This is a genomic window from Streptomyces sp. NPDC041814 (assembly GCF_055590565.1).
The window spans coordinates 732,392-754,256 of the sequence record NZ_JBVJAM010000001.1 but is presented as its reverse complement, the minus strand read 5'-3'; the positions used below and the strand labels follow the sequence as shown (position 1 = coordinate 754,256).

Sequence of the window (21,865 nt, the reverse complement as noted above, 5' to 3'; positions counted from 1 at the left end):
CCGAAGTCGTACGGTCCGCGAACCCCGCCCACCCGCTTCCGGGGGGGCGGGGTTCGGCCATTCTCCGGGCGTTTGTGACGGGCGGGGTGCTGACGGCACCACGGGGATGTGGTTAACATCACGTCGACACGGCAGTGTTGCCGGAGTGTTACGGAGGTGTGCGACGTGCGGTCAGCCCTGGGACAACGCGCCATGAAGCTGCGTATCTGCGGCATCCGTACGCTGTGGGACGCCACCGGGGACGGGGAGTTCTTCTGCCCCGGCTGCGGCGGTGACCGCAACTACCGCCGCCTCACCGGCCGCCGCCGCTTCGCCGTGCTGGGCGTGCCCCTGCTGCGGCGCGGCACCACGGACCCGGTCGTCGAATGCGCCGCCTGCCACCAGCACTTCGACCCGGAAGCGCTCGACCACCCCACCACCACCCGGTTCTCCGCGATGCTCAGGGACGCCGTGCACACCGTGGCACTCGGCGTCCTCGCGGCCGGCGGCAGCACCTCCCGCACGGTCCTGGAAAGCGCCGCCGAGACCGTGCGCGGCGCCGGCTTCGAGGACTGCACGCCCGAACAGCTCGCCACCGTGGTCGAGGTGCTGTCCGCCGACATCGGCCAGGGCTCCGCGTTCGACCCGGCGGCCGAGGCGTGCGGCGCGGCCCTCGCCATCGAGCTGCACGAGGCGCTGGAACCGCTCGCCCCGCACCTCGCCCCCACCGGGCGCGAATCGATTCTGCTCCAGGGCGCCCGGATCGCCCTCGCCGACGGCGCGTACAGCACCGCCGAGCGCGAGGTGCTGACCACCGTCGGCGGGGCGCTGAGGCTGCGTGCCGAGGACACCGCCCGGCTGCTCGCCGAGGCGGCGCGTACGCCCTCCTGATCCACCCCGGTCCGTTACTCCCCAGGGAGTAACGGACCCGCCGCGCCCACCCCGGCAGTAGCCGGGAAGTCGGCCCCTGGCGCGACGAAGTTCCCCCGCCCCGACGGGAGTCTGGACACGACCGGACACCCGAACGGAAGGGGGGCCTCCCATGAGGACCGCGGAACAGGACAGCGGCAGACGCACACGAACGGTGAGCCGGTGGCGGCTGCTGCCCTGGGCGGTCGTCGCCCTCTGGGCCGCCGCCATGGCCGTCGCCGGACCGTTGGCGGGCAAGCTGGGGGACGTACAGGTCAACCGGGCCGTCGACTACCTCCCGGCGAGCGCGGACTCCACCCAGGTCGCGAAGATCCAGGACGCCCTGCCCGGGGGCGAGTCCACCGACCTCGTCCTCGTCTACCACCGCGACGGCGGCCTCACCGCCGCCGACCGGGCGCTCGCGGCCCGGCAGACCGCCGAGGTGGCGAGCGGCCACACCCTCACCGCGCCCCCGCGCGCCGTGCCCTCGGAGGACGGCACCACGCTGATGTACCCGGTCTCCACGACCGAGCCGGGCCAGGACGACGAGGCCCGCACCGCGTTCGTGGACGGCATCCGCGAGACCGTGCGCGGCGGCGGGGGACTGGGCGCCGAGGTCGGCGGGCCCGGGGCGATGGACGTGGACGCGAAGAAGGTCTACGGCTCGCTGGGCGGACCGCTGCTCTACACGACCGTCGGCGTCGTCGCGGTACTGCTGATCCTCATCTACCGCAGCCCTCTGCTGTGGCTGGTGCCGCTCGTCGTCGCGGGCCTGGCCGACGCCCTGTCCATGGCCGTCGTCCACACGCTGAACCAGGGCTTCGACGTCACGGTCACCAGCCAGAGCTCCGCCGTGATGACCATCCTCGTCTTCGGCGCCGGAACCGACTACGCCCTGTTGCTCGTCTCGCGCTACCGCGAGGAGCTGACCCGCGCCGAACACTCCCGCGACGCCATGGCGGCGGCGCTGCGCGGCTGCGGACCGGCCGTCCTAGCCTCCTCCGGGACCGTCGCCGCGGGCCTGCTGTGCCTGCTCGCGGCCGACCTCACCAGCAGCCGGGGAATGGGCCCGATCGCGGCCGTGGGCGTGCTGTGCGCCCTCCTGGCCATGCTGACACTGCTGCCGGCCGTGCTGGTCCTGCTGGGCCGCCGGGTCTTCTGGCCGCTCGTGCCCGTGTACGGCTCCGAGCCGCGCCGCCGCCGTTCGCTCTTCGCGGCCATGGGCGGCTCCGCCGGGCGCCGTCCCGTCGCGGTCCTCGTCACCGGCGGGGTGCTGCTGGGCGCGCTGTCGCTCGGGGTGTTCCGGCTGCCCGGCAACCTCAAGCTGGAGGACTCCTTCATCACGAAGCCGGAGTCGGTCACCGCGATGAAGACCCTCGCCGACGCCTACCCCGGCCGCTCCAGCCAGCCCGTCATCGTGACCACGCCCACCGACGGGGCCCCCGGCGCGCTGGCCCTGGCCCGTACCACCGACGGCGTCGCGGCCGCCGAGCGCGGCCGCAGCGGCGGCGGCTGGACCGAGCTGTCCGTCACCCCGGAGGCCGCCCCGGAGTCGGCCGGCGAGCGGGCCACCATCCTCGCCCTGCGCGAACGCCTCCCCGGCAGCCACGTCGGCGGGCCCAGCGCCCAGCAGATGGACCTGGAGAAGGCCGGCACCCGGGACCTGAGGACCATCGTCCCGCTCGTCCTGCTCTCCGTCCTCCTCATCCTGATCGCCCTCCTGCGCAGCCTCGTCGCGCCCCTGCTGCTCGTCGCCGCCGTCGTCGCGGTCTGGGGCGCGTCCCTCGGCATCGGGGGACTGCTCTTCGGACCGCTCCTCGGCCTCAAGGGCACCGACCCCGGGCTGCCCCTGCTCTCCTTCGTCTTCCTGGTGGCCCTGGGCGTCGACTACGGCATCTTCCTGATGCACCGGGTCCGCGAGGAGGCCAGGCGCGGCGCGGAGCCCACCGAGGCGGCGCTCACCGGCCTGCGCACCACCGGCGGGGTCATCGCGTCGGCCGGGCTCGTGCTCGCTGCCACCTTCGCCGTCCTGGTGAACATGCCGATGACGGCGCTGGCCGAGATGGGCTTCGTGATCGCCGTCGGCGTCCTCCTCGACACCTTCCTGGTCCGCACCTACCTGGTGACTTCGGCGAGCGTGGCGCTCCAGCGCAGGATCTGGTGGCCCGGTGCGCTCAGCCGCCCCGCCCCAGCCGCCGAGCCCCGCGCACCGGAACTCGTAGGGACCCCGTGAAGGAGCCGGCCGCGCTGACAGCGCCCCGCCCCGTAGCGGAGGATGGCGACGTGCCTCCAGCCCCCACCCCGGCCACGAGCCGCCGCGACCGCATACTGGCCGTCGTCAACCGCGACCCGATGCAGGCGCCGCACCGGACGCGCAACGACGCCCTGATCGCCGCGGCCGCCGCGGTGCTCTCCACCGCCCTCGCGCTGGCCGCCGGGGGCGCCGGGAGTCTGGGCGCGGCGGGCTGGGCCCTGCTCCTGGGCAGCGCCGTGCCGCTCGTCTGGCGGCGGCGCGCCCCGGTGCCGGTCCTGATCGCCATGGTGCCGTTGCTGGCGCTCTACCACGGCGCCGACAACCTCCACACGGCGCCGATGCCGCAGACCTGGATCGTGCTCTACACGGTGGCCGTCACCGGCCGCCCCCTGCGCACCCTGGTCGTCGGCATCGGCGTCACCTCCGTGATGGTGACGGTGGTGCTCGCCCTCAGCGCGCACGACGGGCTCGAACTGCTGAGGATCTCCGGGTGGATCGTCGCGGTGCTGTTCTGCGGGGTCGACGTGCGCATCTACCGCCAGTACGTCGCCTCGGTGCTGGAGCGCGCCGAACGCGCCGAGCGGACCCGGGAGGAGGAGGCCGCCCGCCGGGTCGCGGAGGAGCGGCTGCGGATCGCCCGCGATCTGCACGACCTCCTCGCGCACAGCATCACCGTCATAGGGGTGCGGACCTCGGTCGCCTCGCACATCCTGACCGTCGACCCGGAACGGCTCGACCGGCGGGCCGTGGCCGCCGCGCTGGACGACATCGCCGACACCTGCCGGGATGCCAGGGCGGAGCTCCGGACCACCCTCCAGGTGCTGCGCGGCACCGGCCGGGACGGCGACGGAGCGGACGCCGAGGGCCCGCTGCCCGACCTGGCCGCCCTGCCCGGCCTCGTACGGGCCGCCGAGGCGGCCGGGGCGCGGGTCGAGCTCGACACCGGCGTCCCGCCCGGCCGCCTCGCCCCGGCCGTCGGGGCGGCCGCCTACCGGATCGTCCAGGAGTCCCTGACCAACGCGGTACGCCACGCGGGCGCCGGGGTCCGGGTGCGCGTCGTCGTCGCCCCGGCGGCCGGGGCGCTGCGGGTCACGGTCACCGACGACGGCACCGGCCCGGTGGCGGACGGCACCGCGTCCGGGTTCGGGATCGTCGGAATGCGGGAACGCGCCCGCTCCACGGGCGGCACCCTCACGGCGGGCCCCCGCCCCGGCGGCGGCTTCGAGGTGTCGGCCCTGCTGCCTCTCCCGGCCTCGCCCCCGGGAAACCAGCCGGACGGGCTACGCACGGACGCGCATGAACACGCATCGGCACGGGAAGCGGAGACCACCTCATGATCCGGGTACTGCTCGCGGACGACCAGACGCTCGTCCGGGCGGCCTTCGCGATGCTCGTCGGCTCCGACCCGGAGATGGAGGTGGTCGGCGAGGCCGCCACCGGCCTGGAAGCGGTCGCGCTCGCCCGCTCGGCCCGCGCCGACCTCGTCGTCATGGACGTCCGGATGCCGGAGCTCGACGGCATCGAGGCCACCCGCCGGATCGCCGCCGACGAGGATCTGGCCGGGGTGAAGGTGCTGGTCCTCACCACCTACGACACCGACGACCACATCGTCGAGGCGCTGCGCGCCGGTGCCTCGGGCTTCCTGGTCAAGGACACCCGGCCCGCCGACCTGCTGGCCGCGATCAGGACCGTCGCGGCCGGGGACTCCCTGCTCTCGCCCGGCCCGACCGCCCGCCTCATCGCCCGGGTGCTCAGCGCCCCGAGCGCCCCCGCCGGGCCCGGGCCCGAGGACCTCGGCATGCTCTCCGAGCGGGAGTGCCAGGTGCTGGCCCTGGTCGCGCGCGGCCTCAACAACACCGGGATCGCCGAGAGCCTGGGCCTCAGCCCGCTCACCGCCAAGACCCACGTCAGCCGGATCATGGGCAAACTGGGCGCCCGGGACCGGGCCCAGCTGGTCATCGCCGCCTACGAGTCGGGGCTCGTGGTGCCCGCCGGGGGCAGCTGACCGGGCCGCCTCACAGGGGCGGGCCCCGGGTGTCGGTGGCGTACCGGACAATGGGACGCATGAGCTTGTTCCGGGACGACGGCGTGGTGCTGCGCACGCAGAAGCTGGGCGAGGCCGACCGGATCATCACGATACTGACCCGGGGCCACGGCCGGGTGCGGGCCGTCGCGCGCGGGGTGCGGCGCACCAAGTCGAAGTTCGGCGCCCGCCTCGAACCGTTCTCCCACGTGGACGTGCAGTTCTTCGCGCGGGGCAGCGAGCTGGTCGGGCGCGGGCTGCCGCTGTGCACCCAGAGCGAGACGATCGCCCCGTACGGCGGCGGGATCGTCACGGACTACGGGCGCTACACCGCCGGGACCGCGATGCTGGAGACCGCCGAGCGCTTCACCGACCACGAGGGCGAACCCGCGGTCCAGCAGTATCTGCTGCTGGTGGGCGGGCTGCGCACGCTGGCCCGGGGGGAGCACGAGCCGCATCTCATCCTGGACGCCTTCCTGCTGCGCTCCCTGGCGGTCAACGGCTACGCCCCCAGCTTCGACGACTGCGCCCGCTGCGGACTGCCGGGCCCGAACCGTTTCTTCTCGGTGGCGGCGGGCGGAGTCGTATGCGGCGACTGCCGGGTGCCCGGCAGCGTCGTACCCTCGGCTGAGGCCGTCGCCCTGCTGAGCGCCCTGCTCACCGGCGACTGGGAGACGGCGGACGCGTGCGAGGCGCGTCATGTCAGGGAGGGGAGCGGGCTGGTGTCCGCGTATCTGCACTGGCATCTGGAGCGCGGGCTGCGTTCACTGCGGTACGTAGAGAAGTGACACAGGGAGACTGAGAAGCTCATGGCAGTACGCGGGATGCTCGGCGGCCGTAACCGGCGCGACTACAAGACCCCGGAGCCGCACCCGTCCGGTGCCGTGCCCCCGAAGATCCCCGGTGAGCTGGTGCCCAAGCACGTCGCCATCGTGATGGACGGCAACGGCCGCTGGGCCAAGGAGCGCGGCCTGCCGCGCACCGAGGGACACAAGGTCGGCGAGGGCGTCGTCATGGACGTGCTCAAGGGCTGCATCGAGATGGGCGTCAAGAACCTCTCGCTGTACGCCTTCTCGACGGAGAACTGGAAGCGGTCCCCGGAGGAGGTGAAGTTCCTGATGAACTTCAACCGGGACGTCATCCGCCGCCGCCGCGACGAGATGGACGAGCTCGGCATCCGTATCCGCTGGGTGGGCCGCATGCCCAAGCTGTGGAAGTCGGTCGTGCAGGAGCTCCAGGTCGCCCAGGAGCAGACCAAGGACAACGACAAGATGACGCTGTACTTCTGCGTCAACTACGGCGGCCGGGCCGAGATCGCGGACGCCGCGCAGCGGATCGCCCGGGACGTCGCCGCCGGGCGGCTCGACCCGTCGAAGGTCAACGAGAAGACGTTCGCGAAGTACATCTACTACCCGGACATGCCGGACGTGGACCTGTTCGTGCGGCCCAGCGGCGAGCAGCGCACCTCGAACTACCTGATCTGGCAGAGCGCGTACGCCGAGATGGTCTTCCAGGACGTGCTGTGGCCCGACTTCGACCGCCGCGACCTGTGGCGCGCCTGTCTGGAATTCGCCCAGCGCGACCGCCGGTTCGGGGGCGCCGAGGAGGTCGCGGCCTCGGGGAGCTGAACGGAAGGGCCGGCGGGGTGTCCCCGCCGGCCCGCTTCCTACGTGTCGCCGCCCGCGCAGTCCGCGCAGGTGCCGAAGACCTCGACCGTGTGCGCCACGTTGACGAAGCCGTGCTGGCTGGCGATGGTCTCGGCCCACTGCTCGACCACGGGCCCCTCAACCTCGACCGCCTTGCCGCACACGCGGCAGACCAGGTGGTGGTGGTGCTCGCCGGTCGAGCAGCGCCTGTAGACGGACTCGCCCTCCGTGGTGCGCAGGACGTCCACCTCACCGGCGTCCGCGAGGGACTGGAGGGTGCGGTAGACCGTCGTCAGGCCGACGGAGTCCCCCCGGTGCTTGAGGACGTCGTGCAGCTCCTGGGCGCTGCGGAACTCGTCCACCTCGTCCAGCGCCGCCGCGACGGCTGCCCGCTGCCGGGTCGAGCGGCCGCGTACCGGAGCCGCGTTCGTACCACTGATCGGCGCCGTCGCCACAGGAGCCTCCTCGTGTCGCCCGTACATCTGTCGGGCCATTGTGCCAGCCCGCCCCTTCCGGGGGTTCAGACTCGGACGTCGTCCGGTGCCGGGCGGGCCCCCGGTACTTCCAGGGTGCACCGGTCGGCATCGGTCTCGCGGCGCCGGGCGCGGCCGCGGGCGAGCGGGGCGGCGAGCAGCGTCAGGAGGACGAAGACGCCGATGGCCATCAGCACGATCGTCGCGCCGGGCGGTACGTCCTGGTAGTACGAGGTGATGGTGCCGGACAGGGTGACGCCGACGCCGATGACGACCGCGAGCACGAACGTCACCTTGAAGGACCGGGTGATCTGCTGCGCGGCGGCGACCGGGACCACCATCAGGGCGCTGACCAGCAGCAGCCCCACGACCCGCATCGCGACCGTCACGGTCACCGCGGCGGTGACCGCGACGAGCAGGTTCAGCAGCCGCACCGGCAGACCGGTCACCCGGGCGAACTCCTCGTCCTGGCTGACGGCGAACAGCTGCCGCCGCAGCCCCACCGTCACCAGCAGCACGAACGCGGCGAGCAGCGAGATCGCGGTGATGTCCTCGGAGGAGACCGTGGACAGCGAGCCGAAGAGGTACGAGGTCAGGTTGGCGTTCGAGCCGGTGTCGGAGAGGTTGATCAGCAGGACACCGCCCGCCATGCCGCCGTAGAAGAGCATGGCCAGCGCGATGTCGCCGCGGGTGCGGCCGTACCAGCGGATCAGCTCCATGACGACCGCGCCCGCGACGGCGACGGCGGTGGCCATCCAGACCGGGCTGGTGGAGAGCAGGAAGCCGAGGCCGACGCCGGTCATCGCGATGTGGCCGATGCCGTCGCCCATCAGGGCCTGGCGGCGCTGCACGAGATAGATGCCGACGGCGGGCGCGATGACGCCGACCAGCATGGCGGCGAGCAGCGCCCGCTGCATGAAGGGAGGGTTGAGGAATTCCATGATCAGCTCAGCAGTCCCGTCCGGACGGGCTCGGAGGCCGCGTGGGGGTGTACGTGGTCGTGGCCGGGCAGCGCGTGCTGCCCGACGGCCTTCGGGGGCGGCCCGTCGTGCAGGACGCAGCCGTCGCGCAGGACGACCGCCCGGTCGATCAGGGGCTCCAGCGGGCCCAGCTCGTGCAGGACGAGGAGCACGGTGGTGCCGGCGGCGACCTGCTCGCGCAGGGTGGCGGCCAGGATCTCCTGGCTGGCCAGGTCCACGCCCGCCATCGGCTCGTCCATGATCAGCAGATCCGGTTCGGCGGCGAGCGCCCGGGCGATCAGCACGCGCTGGTGCTGGCCGCCGGAGAGGGCGTTCACCGAGTCCTTCGCGCGGTCGGCGAGGCCGACGAGCTCTATGGCCCGGTCGACGGCGGCGCGGTCGGCCTTGCGCAGGAGGCCCAGCCGGGCGCGGGAGAGCCGTCCGGCGGAGACGACCTCGCGGATCGTGGCGGGCACGCCGCCGGCCGCCGTGGTGCGCTGAGGTACGTAGCCGACCCGGGCCCAGTCGCGGAAGCGGCGCAGCGGGGTGCCGAAGAGCTCGACGGTGCCGCCGGTCAGGGGGACCTGGCCGATGACGGAGCGGACGGCGGTGGACTTCCCGGAGCCGTTGGCGCCGAGCAGGGCGACGACCTCGCCCGGGAGCACGGTCAGGTCGACGCCGCGCAGCACGGGGCGCGCGCCCAGCGTTGCGGTGGCGTCGCGTACGGCGATCACGGGTTCGCGGGTGGGGTGCTGGGGCTCGGGCATGAGCGCCTCCGGTGCTGCTGCGCGGTTCGGGCCGGCGGGTGCGGTGGGATCGCCGGGTGCGGTGGGGTCGTCGCTCACTTCGCGCCGAGCGCGGAGCGCAGGGCGGCGAGGTTGGACTTCATGACCTCGATGTAGTCATCGCCCTTGGAGCTGTCGGTGATTCCCTCCAGCGGGTCCAGGACACCGGTCTTCAGACCGGTGTCGCGGGCGACGGTCTTCGCGGTCTTGTCGCTGGCGAGCGTCTCGAAGAAGACGGTGGTGACGTTCTTCTCCTCGGCGATGGCGTGCAGGGCGCTGATGCGGGCGGGGCTGGGCTCGGCCTCGGGGTCGATGCCGGCGATGCCCTCCTGGGTGAGGCCGTAGCGCTCGGCGAGGTAGCCGAAGGCGGAGTGCGTGGTGATGAACGTCTTCGTGCTGGTGTTCTCCAGCCCGGTCCGGTACGCGGTGTCGAGCGCGCCCAGGTCCTTGACCAGGGCGTCGGTGTTCTTGCGGTAGTCCGCGGCGTGGTCCGGGTCGGTCTTCTCCAGGGACTTGCCGACGCCCTTGGCGACCTCGGTGTACTTCACCGGGTCCAGCCAGATGTGCGGGTCGGCACCGGCCTCGTCGCCCTCGTGCTCGTGGCCGTGTTCGTCCTCGCCGGTCTCGGTGCCGTGGTCCTCCAGCGTGGTCAGCGTCGCGGCGTCGAGGGTGTGGGAGGCGCCGGACTGCTTGATCGCCTCGTCGACGGCGGGCTGGAGGCCCTTGAGGTAGAGGATGAAGTCCGCGTCGCTGAGCCTGCCGGTCTGCCGGGGGCTGAGCTCCAGGTCGTGGGGTTCCACGCCGGGCTTGGTGAGGCTGGTGACCGAGACGTGGTCGCCGCCTATGCGCTCGGCCAGGAACTGCATCGGATAGAAGGACGCCACCACGTCCAGCCTGCCGCCGCTCTTGGAGTCGGAGCTGTCGGACGAGGAGCAGGCGGTGACGGCGGTGAGGCCGAGCGCGACCGCGCCGGTGACGGCGGCGGCCGGTATGAGGCGGCGTATGTTCATGACACTCATTTTCAACAAAAGTGGAAACGATTGTCAACAAGCGGGGTTCGTGAACGGGACCGGTACCGATTTGATCGAAGGGGAGGCGCCGCCGGTAATCTGGGCCCTTCGCCCGCCCGTTCCGTCGTAATGAAGAGAGCACCGTGGCCGCCGACAAGATCGACACCATCGTCAGCCTGAGCAAGCGCCGTGGCTTCGTCTACCCCTGCAGCGAGATCTACGGTGGTCAGAAGGCCGCCTGGGACTACGGGCCGCTGGGCGTCGAGCTCAAGGAGAACCTCAAGCGCCAGTGGTGGCGCTACATGGTCACCTCGCGCGAGGACGTCGTCGGCATCGACTCGTCGGTCATCCTGGCCCCCGAGGTGTGGGTGGCCTCCGGTCACGTCGCCACGTTCTCGGACCCGCTGACCGAGTGCACCTCCTGCCACAAGCGCTACCGCGCGGACCACCTGGAGGAGGCGTACGAGGAGAAGCACGGCAAGGCGCCCGCGGGCGGCCTCGCCGACCTCAACTGCCCCAACTGCGGCAACAAGGGCACCTTCACCGAGCCCAAGCAGTTCTCCGGCCTGCTCTCCACGCACCTGGGCCCGACCCAGGACTCCGGCTCGGTCGCCTATCTGCGCCCCGAGACCGCCCAGGGCATCTTCACCAACTTCTCCCAGGTGCTGACCACCGCGCGCAAGAAGCCCCCGTTCGGCATCGCGCAGATGGGCAAGTCCTTCCGCAACGAGATCACTCCGGGCAACTTCATCTTCCGCACGCGCGAGTTCGAGCAGATGGAGATGGAGTTCTTCGTCAAGCCGGGCGAGGACGAGCAGTGGCAGGAGTACTGGATGGAGCAGCGCTGGAACTGGTACACCGGTCTCGGCATGCGCGAGGAGAACATGCGGTGGTTCGAGCACCCGCAGGAGAAGCTCTCCCACTACTCCAAGCGCACCGCTGACATCGAGTACCGCTTCCGCTTCGGCGGCAGCGAGTGGGGCGAGCTGGAGGGCGTCGCCAACCGCACCGACTACGACCTCACCGCCCACTCCAAGGCGTCGGGCACGGACCTCTCCTTCTTCGACCAGGAGAAGAGCGAGCGCTACACCCCGTTCGTCATCGAGCCCGCGGCCGGTGTCGGCCGCGCGATGCTGGCCTTCCTCCTCGACGCGTACAGCGAGGACGAGGCGCCGAACGCCAAGGGCGTCATGGAGAAGCGCGCCGTGATGCGCCTCGACCCGCGCCTGGCGCCGGTCAAGGTCGCGGTACTCCCGCTCTCCCGCAACCCGCAGCTCTCGCCGAAGGCCAAGGGCCTCGCCGCCGACCTCCGGCAGAACTGGAACATCGAGTTCGACGACGCCGGTGCCATCGGCCGCCGCTACCGCCGCCAGGACGAGATCGGTACGCCGTTCTGCGTCACCGTCGACTTCGACACCCTGGACGACAACGCGGTCACCGTCCGCGAGCGCGACACGATGAAGCAGGAGCGCGTCTCCCTGGACCAGATCCAGGGCTACCTCGCCTCCCGCCTGCTCGGCTGCTGACGCCCGCACCCGCTGAACGAAGCCCCCGGTTCCGCGCCCGCCGCGGAACCGGGGGCCTCGTGCGTCAGGGGGCCGGAGAGCGGAAAACCGGGTGAGCCGGGCGCCCGGTATGGGTACCGTCTTGCCCATGTATTCGTTCTTCCAGATCTACGAGTGAGAGCGCGGCGGGCCCGACCACCCGCCGCCCCCCGGATCGATCCGAGGTCACGAGAGACCTCACCGAGACCACACATTGGGAGAACCCCATGGCCAAGAGCCGCAACAACCTCCTCGGCGTCGGCGGACAGCGCAAGAAGCTGTCCCGCTCCGGCGCGCCGGGTGCCGGCCCCGCCGGAGAGGCCGCCGACCGCAGGACGGCCGCCGACCAGAAGCAGGAGCTGCTCCGCAAGATGCGGGAGCGGGCCGCCGGTACCGAGCAGCCCGACAACGCGGACGCCGAAGAGGCGCAGGCCCCGGAGGCCCCGGCACAGAGCTGACGCCCCCGCGCACGGCCGGAGGCCCCGGCGGCCGGACCACCAGGTCCGCCCGCCGGGGCCTCCGTGCTGTCGGCCGCCCCTACCCCACCGTGCGCGGCAGCCGCAGGCTCAACGCGGTCGTCAGGGCGACCGCCGCCAGCTGGACCAACAGCGTCACGATCAGGGCGTCCCGCATCCCCGACCCCGGCACCAGGGCCAGGAACAGCGAGCCGAGCGTTGCCACGCCCAGGGTCAGCGTCGCCTGCTGGGTCGTCGTCATCACACCGCCGCCCACCCCGGCCCGCTCCGGCGGCACGTCGGACAGGATGATGCGGAAGATGACGGGCAGCTGGAGGCCCTGACCGAAACCGGCGACCGCCATGCCGGGCAGCAGGCCCGCCATGCCCAGGTCCGGCCAGCCGCGCCACACGGTGAGCGCGAGCACCGCCACGCCCACCGCCTGGATCAGCCCGCCTGCCGTCACGACCCGGCTGCCGTACCGCCGCACCAGCCGGGGACCGGCCAGCGAGGCCACGAAGAAGGCCGCCGCCATCGGGGCCATCGACAGGCCGGACCGCGCCGGACCCAGCTCCAGGCCCTGCTGGAGCGCGACCGCGATGACGAACATGAAGCCGCCGAAGCCCACCGAGAACGGCACCACGAGGGCGAGACCGCGCCGCAGCGACTCCAGGCGCAGCAGGCTCGGCGGCACCAGCGGGACCAGCCCGCGCCGGTCCGCCCGCCGCTCCACCCGGTAGAAGGCCGCCGCCGCGAACGGGAACAGCGCGAGGCACACCCAGGTCCACAGCGGCCAGCCCGCCGCCCGGCCCTCGGTGAGCGGGGCCAGCAGCGTCAGCAGCGACACTGCGAGCAGCAGCGTGCCCGGTACGTCGACGGGCGCGGGCCGGTCCGCCCGCGTCTCCGGGACCGCGCGCGCCGCCAGCACCAGACCCAGCGCCGCGACGGGCACGTTGACCAGGAACACCGACCGCCAGCCCGCGCTCTCGCCGAACACCGAGGACAGCGGCGCGGCGGCGACCAGCGCCCCGCCCAGGATCTGGCCCGCGACCATGGAGAGCCCGGCCGTCGCCCCGTACAGGCTCATCGCCCGGGCCCTGCGGTGGCCGGACGTGGCCGCCTGGATGGTGGCGAGGACCTGCGGCAGCATCAGCGCCGCCGACGCGCCCTGCGCCACCCGCGCCCCGACCAGGGTCCAGGCGGTCGGCGCGAGCCCGCAGGCCAGCGAGGTGAGCCCGAAGGCCGCGATCCCGGTCAGGAAGAGCCGGCGCCGGCCCGCCATGTCGCCGAGCCGCCCGCCGAGGACCAGCAGCACGGCATACGCGAGGCCGTAGCCCGCGACGACCAGTTCGAGCAGGGCCGGGCCCGCCGCCAGGTCGCGGTCGATGGTGGGCAGGGCCACGTTGACGATGAAGAAGTCGATCAGGGGAAGGGCCGCGCCCAGCAGCACGGTGAACAGTCCCAGCGTGCCGAGCACCGGGGCGGGATGGTCGTGCCGCACCACCGGGGAGGCGGGGGCGGCTGCCGTTGACGTCCGTACAGAGGATTCACTCACACCACCGACGATCGCTCCGCCCGCAGCCTGGTACCAGAGTGTCTTTATCCTGGTACAAGGACCACCAGGCACCAGCCGCCCGGAGCCCGTACCGGGCCCGCATCCTGGAGGAATGACGACGATGGCGACGCCTCTGGCACGGCCGGCCGCCCCCGGCGCGAACGAGCCCGACATCCGGCGGCACGAGCTGGCGAACTTCCTGCGCAGCCGCCGCGAACGGATCACCCCCGAGCAGGTCGGTCTCGTCCGGGGCCGCAGGCGGCGCACCCCGGGGCTGCGCCGCGAGGAGGTCGCCCAGCTCTCCGCCGTCGGCGTCACCTGGTACACCTGGCTCGAACAGGCCCGGGACATCCAGGTCTCCCCCCAGGTCCTCGACGCCCTCGCCCGCGCGCTCCTCCTGGACCGCAGCGAGCGCAGTCACCTCTTCTCGCTCGCCGCGGCCATCGACCCGGCCCCCGGCACGGACTGCCCGCACCTCACCCCGGCGCTGCGGACCATGCTGCGGCAGCTGGAACCGATCCCCGCCTGCGTGCAGAACAGCCGGTACGACATCCTCGCCCACAACCGCACGTACGGGCGGCTGCTCTGCGACCTGGAGGCGGTCGCCCCCGAGGACCGCAACCTCATGCTGCTCGCCCACACCAACGAGCAGTGGCGGGCTTCGGTCATGGACACCGCCGAGGTCACCCGCTACATCACCGCCAAGTTCCGCGCGGCGATGGCGGAACACCTCGCCGAGCCCGCCTGGAAGGAGCTGCTGGGGCGCCTGGAGGCGGCCTCGGAGGAGTTCCGCGAGAACTGGGCCCGGCACGAGGTCGTCGGCGCGGGCAGCCGGTCGAAGGTCTTCCGCAATGCCTGGGTGGGGCTGCTCCGCGTGGAGGCCACCGACCTCTGGCTCGGCCCCTCGGCCGGGCCGCGCCTGGTCAGCTACGCGCCCCGGGACGACGAGACGTACGAGCGGCTGGCGCGCCTTCAGGAGCTGGTGCGCGCCGCCGAGGACTGAGCGGCCGGCTCCCCGGCCACCGGCTCCGCCAGCCGTTCCGCCGTCCGGCGGGCGGTGGACCGGGCCCAGCGGCCGCTGCTCAGGGCGCCGACCAGCAGGACGGCGAGCCCGCAGCCGGTGACGATCCACCAGCCGGGCCGGCTCGCCGCCACGAAGCCGTCCGAGCCGCCCGGGTCCGCCATGCCCGCCGCCAGGACCGCGCCGATCACGGCGACCCCGAGGGTCTGCCCGATCTGCCGGCTGGTGGAGGCGACCGCCGCTGCCACGCCCGCCTGCGAGCGGGGCATGCCCGAGACCGCGGTGTTGGTGATGGGCGCGTTCACCGAGCCGAAGCCCAGGCCGAACAGCACGTACGCGGCGAACATCGAGACCGTCCCGGTCTCCGCGTCGAACGCCGCGAGCATCAGCCCGCTCACCGCCATCGCACCGCCCGCGATCAGCAGCGGGACGCGCGGGCCGCGACTGGCCACGAGCCGCCCGGACAGCGGTGACAGCAGGCACACCACGGCCGCCATGGGCAGCGTGTAGAGACCGGCGTCCAGCGCGCTCAGGCCCCGGACGTCCTGGAGGTAGAGCGTGTTGAGGAAGAGGAAGCCGCCGAGCGCGGCGAAGGCGCTGACCGCGATGACCGTGGCACCGCTGAACGGCACGCTGTGGAAGAACCGCAGGTCGATCAGCGGATCGGCGCGCCGGGGCTCGTACACCAGCAGGCCCGCCAGGGCCGCCGCCGCGAGCCCCGCGAAGAGCAGGATCCCGGCGGAGGTCCACCCCTTCTGCGGGGCCTCGATGATCGCGTACGTCAGCGAGCCCAGCAGCGTGATCACCAGGAGCTGGCCCAGCGGGTCCGGGCGGCGGGCCCGGTGGGCGCGCGACTCGGGGACGTAACGCCAGGTCAGCAGCAGGGCGGCGAGGCCCACCGGGAGGTTGACCCAGAAGATCGACCGCCAGCCGACCGAGTCGACCAGGCCGCCGCCGACCACCGGTCCCGCCGCCATGGAGATGCCGACGACCCCGCCCCAGACACCGATCGCGCGGGCGCGCTCACGGGGGTCGGTGAAGGTGTTGGTGATGATCGACATCGCGACCGGGTTGAGCATCGAGCCGCCCACGGCCTGCACCATCCGGAAGGCGATGAGCGCCTCCAGGTTCGGCGCCAGCGAACAGAGCGCCGAGCCCAGGGTGAAGAGGACCAGGCCGGCCATGAAGACCTTCCGCCGGCCGATCCGGTCGGCGGTGGAACCGGCGAGCATCAGCAGGGACGCGAGGACGAGCGTGTACGCGTCGATCGTCCACTGCATCCCCGCGACGCTCGCGTCCAGCTCCCGGCGCATGGCGGGCAGGGCGACATTCAGGGCGGTGGTGTCGAGGCTGACGATCAGCAGGCTCATGCAGCAGATCGCCAGCACCAGCATCCGCCGCCGGTGGCTGAGCTCAGGCATCCATTGATAGTACGACTAACTAACGACCGCCTCCGCCAGGGCCTCCGCCGCGTCCCGCACCAGCGGGTGATCGCCCCCCGCGTCGGAGGCACCCGCCGGCTTCGTCGTCAGGACCGCCAGGACCACCGGCACGCCCTCCGGAGTCCACGCGACGCCCACGTCGTTGCACGAGGCGTACGAGCCGCCGCCCGTCTTGTCGGCGACCGTCCACTCCGGCGGCAGCCCGGCCCGGAACCGCGTACCGCTCGTCCGGCAGTTGAGCAGCCAGTACGTCAGCCGCTCGCGGTCCCGGGGCTCCAGCGCGTTCCCCAGGACCAGCCGGGCGTAGTCGCGGGCGAGCGCGGACGGGGTCGTGGTGTCGGTGACCCGGCCAGGCTCGGCGGAGTTCAGTACGGGCTCCCAGCGGTCCAGCCGGGTCACACGGTCGCCCAGGGAACGGGCGAAGCGGGTGACGGCCTGCGGGCCGCCGAGCTCGCGCAGCAGCAGATTGCCCGCGGTGTTGTCGCTGTCGCCGATCGCGGCGTCGCAGAGCCGGGCGATGCTCAGCCCGCTCGCGATGTTCTCCGGGGTGTTGGTGACCGGGGAATCGGAGACGCAGTCCGCCTCCGTGTAGTGGATCACCTTCTCCAGGACCTCGCCGTCCCGGTCCAGATCCCGCAGGACGGCCGCCGCGGCGAGCGTCTTGAACGTGGACAGCATCGGGAAGCGCTCGTCCGCCCGGTGCCGCACCGCGACCCCCGTGGCCACGTTGTACGCGAAGGCACCGACGCGGGCGCCGTGCGTCCGCTCCAGCTCGCGCAGCCGGGCGGTCGCGGAGCCGGCGGCCGCGCGGGCGGTGCCCGACGTGCCGACGAGCAGCGCGCCGGTGACACCGAGCGCGAGCAGCCCGCGACGGCTGGGGGAGCCGAGAGCTAAGCGGGACATGGGCGTGGTCATGATTCATGTCTCCTTGGTTCGCCAGAAACCTTTACCGGCCCGTCGCCGGAATCCCCACGCTACGGCGGGGGTCGGACAACGCCCCCTCTTTCCCCCGGTCCCGGCGGGCCGCCACCGCCCCCGGAGCAGTCGCCGGCGTACGGGACAATGGGGCCATGACCACGCTCGCCCCCTCGCCCTCGCTGCTCCGCATCGGCCCGCACACCGTGCAGCCGCCGGTGGTCCTCGCCCCCATGGCCGGCATCACCAACGCCCCCTTCCGCACGCTGTGCCGGGAGTTCTCGGGCGGCAAGGGGCTTTTCGTCAGCGAGATGATCACGACGAGGGCCCTGGTCGAGCGCAACGAGAAGACCATGCAGCTCATCCACTTCGACGCGACCGAGACGCCGCGCTCGATCCAGCTGTACGGAGTGGACCCGGACACGGTCGGCAAGGCCGTCAGCATGATCGTGGACGAGAACCTCGCCGACCACATCGACCTCAACTTCGGCTGCCCGGTCCCCAAGGTCACCCGCAAGGGCGGCGGCTCGGCCCTCCCGTACAAGCGGCCGCTGCTGCGCGCGATCCTGCACGAGGCGGTCTCCCGGGCCGGGGACCTGCCCGTCACGATCAAGATGCGCAAGGGCATCGACGACGACCACCTGACCTATCTCGACGCCGGCCGGATCGCGGTCGAGGAGGGCGTCACGGCGGTCGCCCTGCACGGCAGGACCACCGCCCAGCACTACGGCGGCACCGCCGACTGGGACGCCATCGCCCGGCTCAAGGAGCACGTCCCGGAGATACCGGTGCTCGGCAACGGCGACATCTGGTGCGCGGACGACGCCCTGCGCATGATGCGCGAGACCGGCTGCGACGGCGTGGTCGTGGGGCGCGGCTGCCTCGGCCGCCCCTGGCTCTTCGGCGACCTGGTCAGCGCGTTCGAGGGCACGGAGACGCGGCAGGCGCCCACCCTGCGCACCGTCGCCGACGTGATGCTGCGGCACGCGACGCTCCTGGGGGAGTGGATCGGCGACGAGGCGCGGGGAGTGATCGACTTCCGCAAGCACGTCGCCTGGTACCTCAAGGGCTTCGCGGTCGGCTCCGAGATGCGCAAGAAGCTGGCGATCACCTCCTCGCTGGAGGAGCTCGGCTCCCAGCTCCGGGAGCTGGACCTCGACCAGCCCTGGCCGGACGGCGCCGACGGCCCGCGCGGCCGCACCTCCGGCAACAACCGGGTGGCCCTCCCGGACGGCTGGCTGAAGGACCCGTACGACTGCGCGGGCGTCAGTGCCGACGCGGAGCTGGACACCTCCGGGGGCTGAGAACGCTACCGACGTGTGGGGGGCACTGAGTGCCTCCCACACGCATTTTCGCTCATCCGAGCGGCCCCTCCATCGAGTGATTCTCGCCACCTTGAGACACGGTGCGCTCGGATGAGCGCAAAATCCCGGGCTGCACTTCTCAAAGGGTGGCACTGGGTGCCACCCGGGCGTACTTTGATCGATCGACGCTTCGATCACTTTCAGCCACCGAACCGGGGGTTCCGGTGCGCGCTGCGTCATCCTGCGTACGACTCCTGAACGCGCCGTTCCGGAGAGCTTCCGGACGGCTGACTTTCGATCTGCTGGCGGACGGGTGGTTACGGCCGCACGACGCGCAAGTGGACGTACCCAGGCACCTTCGATCTGGGTATGTTCCTCGCCGTCAGGGCAGCCACCGCGTCTTCGAGGAGTCGAGACCGTGTCGGAAAACAAAGATGTGCAGAAGTTCGTCTACGACTTCACCGAAGGCAACAAGGATCTGAAGGACCTCCTCGGCGGGAAGGGGGCCAACCTCGCCGAGATGACCAACCTCGGGCTCCCCGTCCCGCCCGGCTTCACCATCACCACCGAGGCGTGCAAGGTCTACCTGGACAGCGGTGAGGAGCCGGCCGCCCTCCGCGACGAGGTGAGTGCGCACCTCGACGCGCTGGAGACGCGGATGGGCAAGAAGCTCGGCCAGGCCGACGACCCGCTGCTGGTCTCCGTGCGCTCCGGCGCCAAGTTCTCCATGCCCGGGATGATGGACACCGTCCTCAACATCGGCCTCTCCGACGCCTCCGTGGTGGGCCTCGCCGCCCAGGCCGGGGACGAGCGGTTCGCGTGGGACTCGTACCGCAGGCTGATCCAGATGTTCGGCAAGACGGTCCTCGGGGTGGACGGCGAGCTCTTCGAGGAGGCGCTGGAGGCCGCGAAGGAGGCCAAGGGCGTCAAGGTCGACGTGGATCTCGACGCGGGCGACCTGAAGAAGCTGGTCAAGGAGTTCAAGAAGATCGTCGCCCGGGACGCGGGCCGCGACTTCCCGCAGGACGCGCGCGAGCAGATGGACCTGGCCATAAACGCGGTCTTCGACTCGTGGAACACCGACCGGGCCAAGCTCTACCGCCGCCAGGAGCGCATCCCCGGCGACCTCGGCACCGCCGTCAACGTCTGCTCGATGGTCTTCGGCAATCTCGGCCCCGACTCCGGCACGGGCGTCGCCTTCACCCGGGACCCGGCCAGCGGTCACCAGGGCGTCTACGGCGACTACCTCCAGAACGCGCAGGGCGAGGACGTCGTCGCGGGCATCCGCAACACCGTGCCGCTCGCCGAGCTGGAGTCGATCGACAAGCAGTCGTACGACCAGCTGCTGAAGATCATGGAGACGCTGGAGACCCACTACAAGGACCTCTGCGACATCGAGTTCACCATCGAGCGCGGCCACCTGTGGATGCTTCAGACCCGGGTCGGCAAGCGCACCGCCGGTGCCGCCTTCCGTATCGCGACCCAGCTGGTGGACCAGGGGCTCATCGACGAGGCCGAGGCCCTTCAGCGGGTCAACGGCGCCCAGCTCGCCCAGCTGATGTTCCCGCGCTTCGACGACACCGCGAAGACCCGGCGGCTCGGCCGGGGCATCGCCGCCTCGCCCGGTGCGGCGGTCGGCAAGGCGGTCTTCGACTCGTACACCGCCGTCAAGTGGTCCCGGTCCGGCGAGAAGGTCATCCTGATCCGCCGTGAGACCAACCCGGACGACCTGGACGGCATGATCGCCGCCGAGGGCATCCTCACCTCGCGCGGCGGGAAGACCTCGCACGCCGCCGTCGTCGCGCGGGGCATGGGCAAGACCTGTGTCTGCGGCGCCGAGGAGATCGAGGTCGACACCAAGCGCCGGCGCCTGACGGTCGGGGACATCGTCGTGGAGGAGGGCGACATCGTCTCCGTCGACGGCTCCACCGGCAAGGTGTACCTCGGCGAGGTCCCCGTCGTGCCGTCCCCGGTGGTCGAGTACTTCGAGGGCCGCATGCACGCGGGCGCCGACGACGCCGACGAGCTGGTCGCCGCCGTGCACCGGATCATGGCGTACGCGGACCGGGTGCGCCGGCTGCGGGTGCGGGCCAACGCGGACAGCGCGGAGGACGCCCTGCGCGCCCGCCGCTTCGGCGCCCAGGGCATCGGCCTCTGCCGCACCGAGCACATGTTCCTCGGCGAGCGCCGCGAGATGGTCGAGAAGCTGATCCTGGCCGACACCGACCAGGAGCGCGAGACCGCCCTGGAGCAGCTGCTCCCGCTCCAGAAGGCGGACTTCATCGAGCTGTTCGAGGCGATGGACGGGCTGCCGGTCACCGTACGGCTCCTCGACCCGCCGCTGCACGAGTTCCTGCCGGACATCACGGAGCTCTCGGTGCGGGTGGCCCTCGCCGAGGCCCGCAAGGACGCCAACGAGAACGACCTCAGGCTCCTCCAGGCCGTGCACAAGCTGCACGAGCAGAACCCGATGCTGGGGCTGCGCGGGGTGCGCCTCGGCCTGGTCATTCCCGGCCTGTTCGCCATGCAGGTGCGGGCCATCGCCGAGGCGGCCGCCGCCCGCAAGAACGCCAAGGGCGACCCGCGCGCCGAGATCATGATCCCGCTCGTCGGCACGGTCCAGGAGCTGGAGATCGTCCGCGAGGAGGCGGACCGGGTCATCGCCGAGGTCCAGGCCGCCACCGGCACCGACCTCGGGCTGAAGATCGGCACCATGATCGAGCTGCCGCGCGCCGCGCTGACCGCCGGGCAGATCGCGGAGGCGGCGGAGTTCTTCTCCTTCGGCACCAACGACCTGACCCAGACGGTGTGGGGCTTCTCCCGCGACGACGTGGAGGCCTCCTTCTTCACCGCCTACCTGGAGAAGGGCATCTTCGGGGTGTCGCCGTTCGAGACGATCGACAAGGACGGCGTCGGCTCGCTGGTCAGGAGCGCGGTCGCGGCAGGCCGGGCCACTCGCCCGGACCTGAAGCTGGGCATCTGCGGGGAGCACGGCGGCGACCCCGAGTCGGTGCACTTCTTCCACGAGGCCGGTCTCGACTACGTCTCCTGCTCGCCGTTCCGCATTCCGGTGGCGCGCCTTGAGGCGGGCCGGGCGGCGGCCGGGGCGCGGGCGAGCGACAGCCGCTGACGCGCCACACCGACCGATTCCGCTTCCGCCGCCGGCGATCCCACCCTCACCCGAACCGGCGGTGGAAGCGGAATTCCGGGGACGGCGGCACCCTGTGCGGGGGTGCCGCCGTCTTGTCGTACGGGACCGGGCGGGACACGAGCTTGTCATGTCCCGGTAAATACGATGGCCGGTGTCCATTGCTTCGTTTAATGCGCAAAGAAATCGAGCTGAACGGACCGGGGTGCGGCTCGTGGATCCCCATCCACGGGCCGCACCCGGCTTACCCCCATCGAGTGCGGAGCCGCACCTTTGCCAACCGCCGCCGAACGAGCAAAACCCCCCACGGCCTTCACTCGCTCTTCCGGTGGCTCCGGAATCGCACCCGACGCCGTACAGCTTTTCGTCCGGCGGCCGGTCCCGGCGAGGCGTTTCACCTCTGGCCGAAACCCCGTGGTGACGTGCTGTTACGATTCGCATAC

At 72.1% G+C, this 21,865-nt stretch carries 18 protein-coding genes; 11 read left to right on the top strand and 7 right to left on the bottom strand.

From position 1 onward, the window contains the following. Positions 1-192: 192 nt before the first annotated feature. The 6 genes from ACZ6C6_RS03435 (at position 193) to ACZ6C6_RS03410 (ending at position 6,793) form a co-directional block, all read left to right on the top strand. A complete protein-coding gene (locus ACZ6C6_RS03435; RefSeq protein WP_469198619.1) occupies positions 193-870 on the top strand; it encodes a TerB family tellurite resistance protein in 678 nt (225 codons plus the stop codon). 151 nt (positions 871-1,021) lie between these two features. Further along, complete coding sequence (locus ACZ6C6_RS03430) at positions 1,022-3,121, top strand: MMPL family transporter (protein WP_469198617.1); 2,100 nt, start codon at positions 1,022-1,024, stop codon at positions 3,119-3,121. Positions 3,122-3,171: 50 nt separating this feature from the next. Continuing rightward, on the top strand, positions 3,172-4,479 hold the full coding sequence (locus ACZ6C6_RS03425) for a sensor histidine kinase (RefSeq protein ID WP_469198615.1): 1,308 nt from the start codon (positions 3,172-3,174) through the stop codon (positions 4,477-4,479). Continuing rightward, positions 4,476-5,147, top strand: a complete 672-nt coding sequence (locus ACZ6C6_RS03420) for a response regulator (protein ID WP_469198613.1) — start codon at positions 4,476-4,478, stop codon at positions 5,145-5,147. Before ACZ6C6_RS03425 ends, ACZ6C6_RS03420 begins: the two co-directional genes overlap by 4 nt. 59 nt (positions 5,148-5,206) lie before the next feature. Beyond that, on the top strand, positions 5,207-5,953 hold the full coding sequence (recO, locus tag ACZ6C6_RS03415; RefSeq protein ID WP_073965270.1) for a DNA repair protein RecO: 747 nt from the start codon (positions 5,207-5,209) through the stop codon (positions 5,951-5,953). Positions 5,954-5,974: 21 nt separating this feature from the next. Continuing rightward, a complete protein-coding gene (locus ACZ6C6_RS03410) occupies positions 5,975-6,793 on the top strand; it encodes an isoprenyl transferase (protein ID WP_469198611.1) in 819 nt (272 codons plus the stop codon). A 38-nt stretch (positions 6,794-6,831) separates the two neighbouring features. On the opposite strand, the gene ACZ6C6_RS03405 is transcribed toward ACZ6C6_RS03410, so the two are convergent. From ACZ6C6_RS03405 to ACZ6C6_RS03390, 4 genes are all read right to left on the bottom strand, one after another. Further along, positions 6,832-7,266: a Fur family transcriptional regulator gene (locus ACZ6C6_RS03405; RefSeq protein ID WP_469198606.1), complete on the bottom strand. Its 435-nt coding sequence runs from the start codon at positions 7,264-7,266 to the stop codon at positions 6,832-6,834. A 65-nt stretch (positions 7,267-7,331) separates the two neighbouring features. Next, a complete protein-coding gene (locus tag ACZ6C6_RS03400; protein WP_469198600.1) occupies positions 7,332-8,225 on the bottom strand; it encodes a metal ABC transporter permease in 894 nt (297 codons plus the stop codon). Positions 8,226-8,227: 2 nt separating this feature from the next. Further along, complete coding sequence (locus ACZ6C6_RS03395; protein ID WP_469198598.1) at positions 8,228-9,010, bottom strand: metal ABC transporter ATP-binding protein; 783 nt, start codon at positions 9,008-9,010, stop codon at positions 8,228-8,230. A gap of 74 nt (positions 9,011-9,084) precedes the next feature. Continuing rightward, on the bottom strand, positions 9,085-10,038 hold the full coding sequence (locus ACZ6C6_RS03390) for a metal ABC transporter substrate-binding protein (RefSeq protein WP_469198596.1): 954 nt from the start codon (positions 10,036-10,038) through the stop codon (positions 9,085-9,087). Positions 10,039-10,181: 143 nt separating this feature from the next. Between ACZ6C6_RS03390 and ACZ6C6_RS03385 the strand changes: the two genes are divergently transcribed. Then, positions 10,182-11,564, top strand: a complete 1,383-nt coding sequence (locus ACZ6C6_RS03385; protein WP_469198594.1) for a glycine--tRNA ligase — start codon at positions 10,182-10,184, stop codon at positions 11,562-11,564. A 245-nt stretch (positions 11,565-11,809) separates the two neighbouring features. Then, the gene (locus ACZ6C6_RS03380) at positions 11,810-12,040 is read left to right on the top strand and encodes a DUF6243 family protein (protein ID WP_469198592.1); all 231 of its coding nucleotides are present in this window, start codon (positions 11,810-11,812) and stop codon (positions 12,038-12,040) included. A 79-nt stretch (positions 12,041-12,119) separates the two neighbouring features. Here the strand turns inward: ACZ6C6_RS03380 and ACZ6C6_RS03375 are convergent, their stop codons facing one another. Further along, the gene (locus tag ACZ6C6_RS03375; protein WP_469198590.1) at positions 12,120-13,592 is read right to left on the bottom strand and encodes an MFS transporter; all 1,473 of its coding nucleotides are present in this window, start codon (positions 13,590-13,592) and stop codon (positions 12,120-12,122) included. Positions 13,593-13,704: 112 nt separating this feature from the next. Between ACZ6C6_RS03375 and ACZ6C6_RS03370 the strand changes: the two genes are divergently transcribed. Beyond that, positions 13,705-14,595 (top strand): MmyB family transcriptional regulator, encoded by an 891-nt coding sequence (locus tag ACZ6C6_RS03370; RefSeq protein ID WP_469198588.1) that lies wholly within the window; start codon positions 13,705-13,707, stop codon positions 14,593-14,595. On the opposite strand, the gene ACZ6C6_RS03365 is transcribed toward ACZ6C6_RS03370, so the two are convergent. After that, a complete protein-coding gene (locus tag ACZ6C6_RS03365; RefSeq protein WP_469198586.1) occupies positions 14,565-16,034 on the bottom strand; it encodes an MFS transporter in 1,470 nt (489 codons plus the stop codon). The two genes, ACZ6C6_RS03370 and ACZ6C6_RS03365, sit on opposite strands and share 31 nt — an antisense overlap. A 15-nt stretch (positions 16,035-16,049) precedes the next feature. Continuing rightward, a complete protein-coding gene (gene bla, locus ACZ6C6_RS03360; RefSeq protein WP_469198584.1) occupies positions 16,050-16,970 on the bottom strand; it encodes a class A beta-lactamase in 921 nt (306 codons plus the stop codon). A gap of 155 nt (positions 16,971-17,125) precedes the next feature. Between bla and dusB the strand changes: the two genes are divergently transcribed. Beyond that, on the top strand, positions 17,126-18,274 hold the full coding sequence (gene dusB / locus ACZ6C6_RS03355; protein WP_469198581.1) for a tRNA dihydrouridine synthase DusB: 1,149 nt from the start codon (positions 17,126-17,128) through the stop codon (positions 18,272-18,274). A gap of 418 nt (positions 18,275-18,692) precedes the next feature. After that, positions 18,693-21,404 carry a pyruvate, phosphate dikinase gene (gene ppdK, locus ACZ6C6_RS03350; protein WP_469198580.1) on the top strand — a complete coding sequence of 904 codons (2,712 nt, stop codon included), beginning with the start codon at positions 18,693-18,695 and terminating at the stop codon, positions 21,402-21,404. Positions 21,405-21,865: the final 461 nt, after the last annotated feature.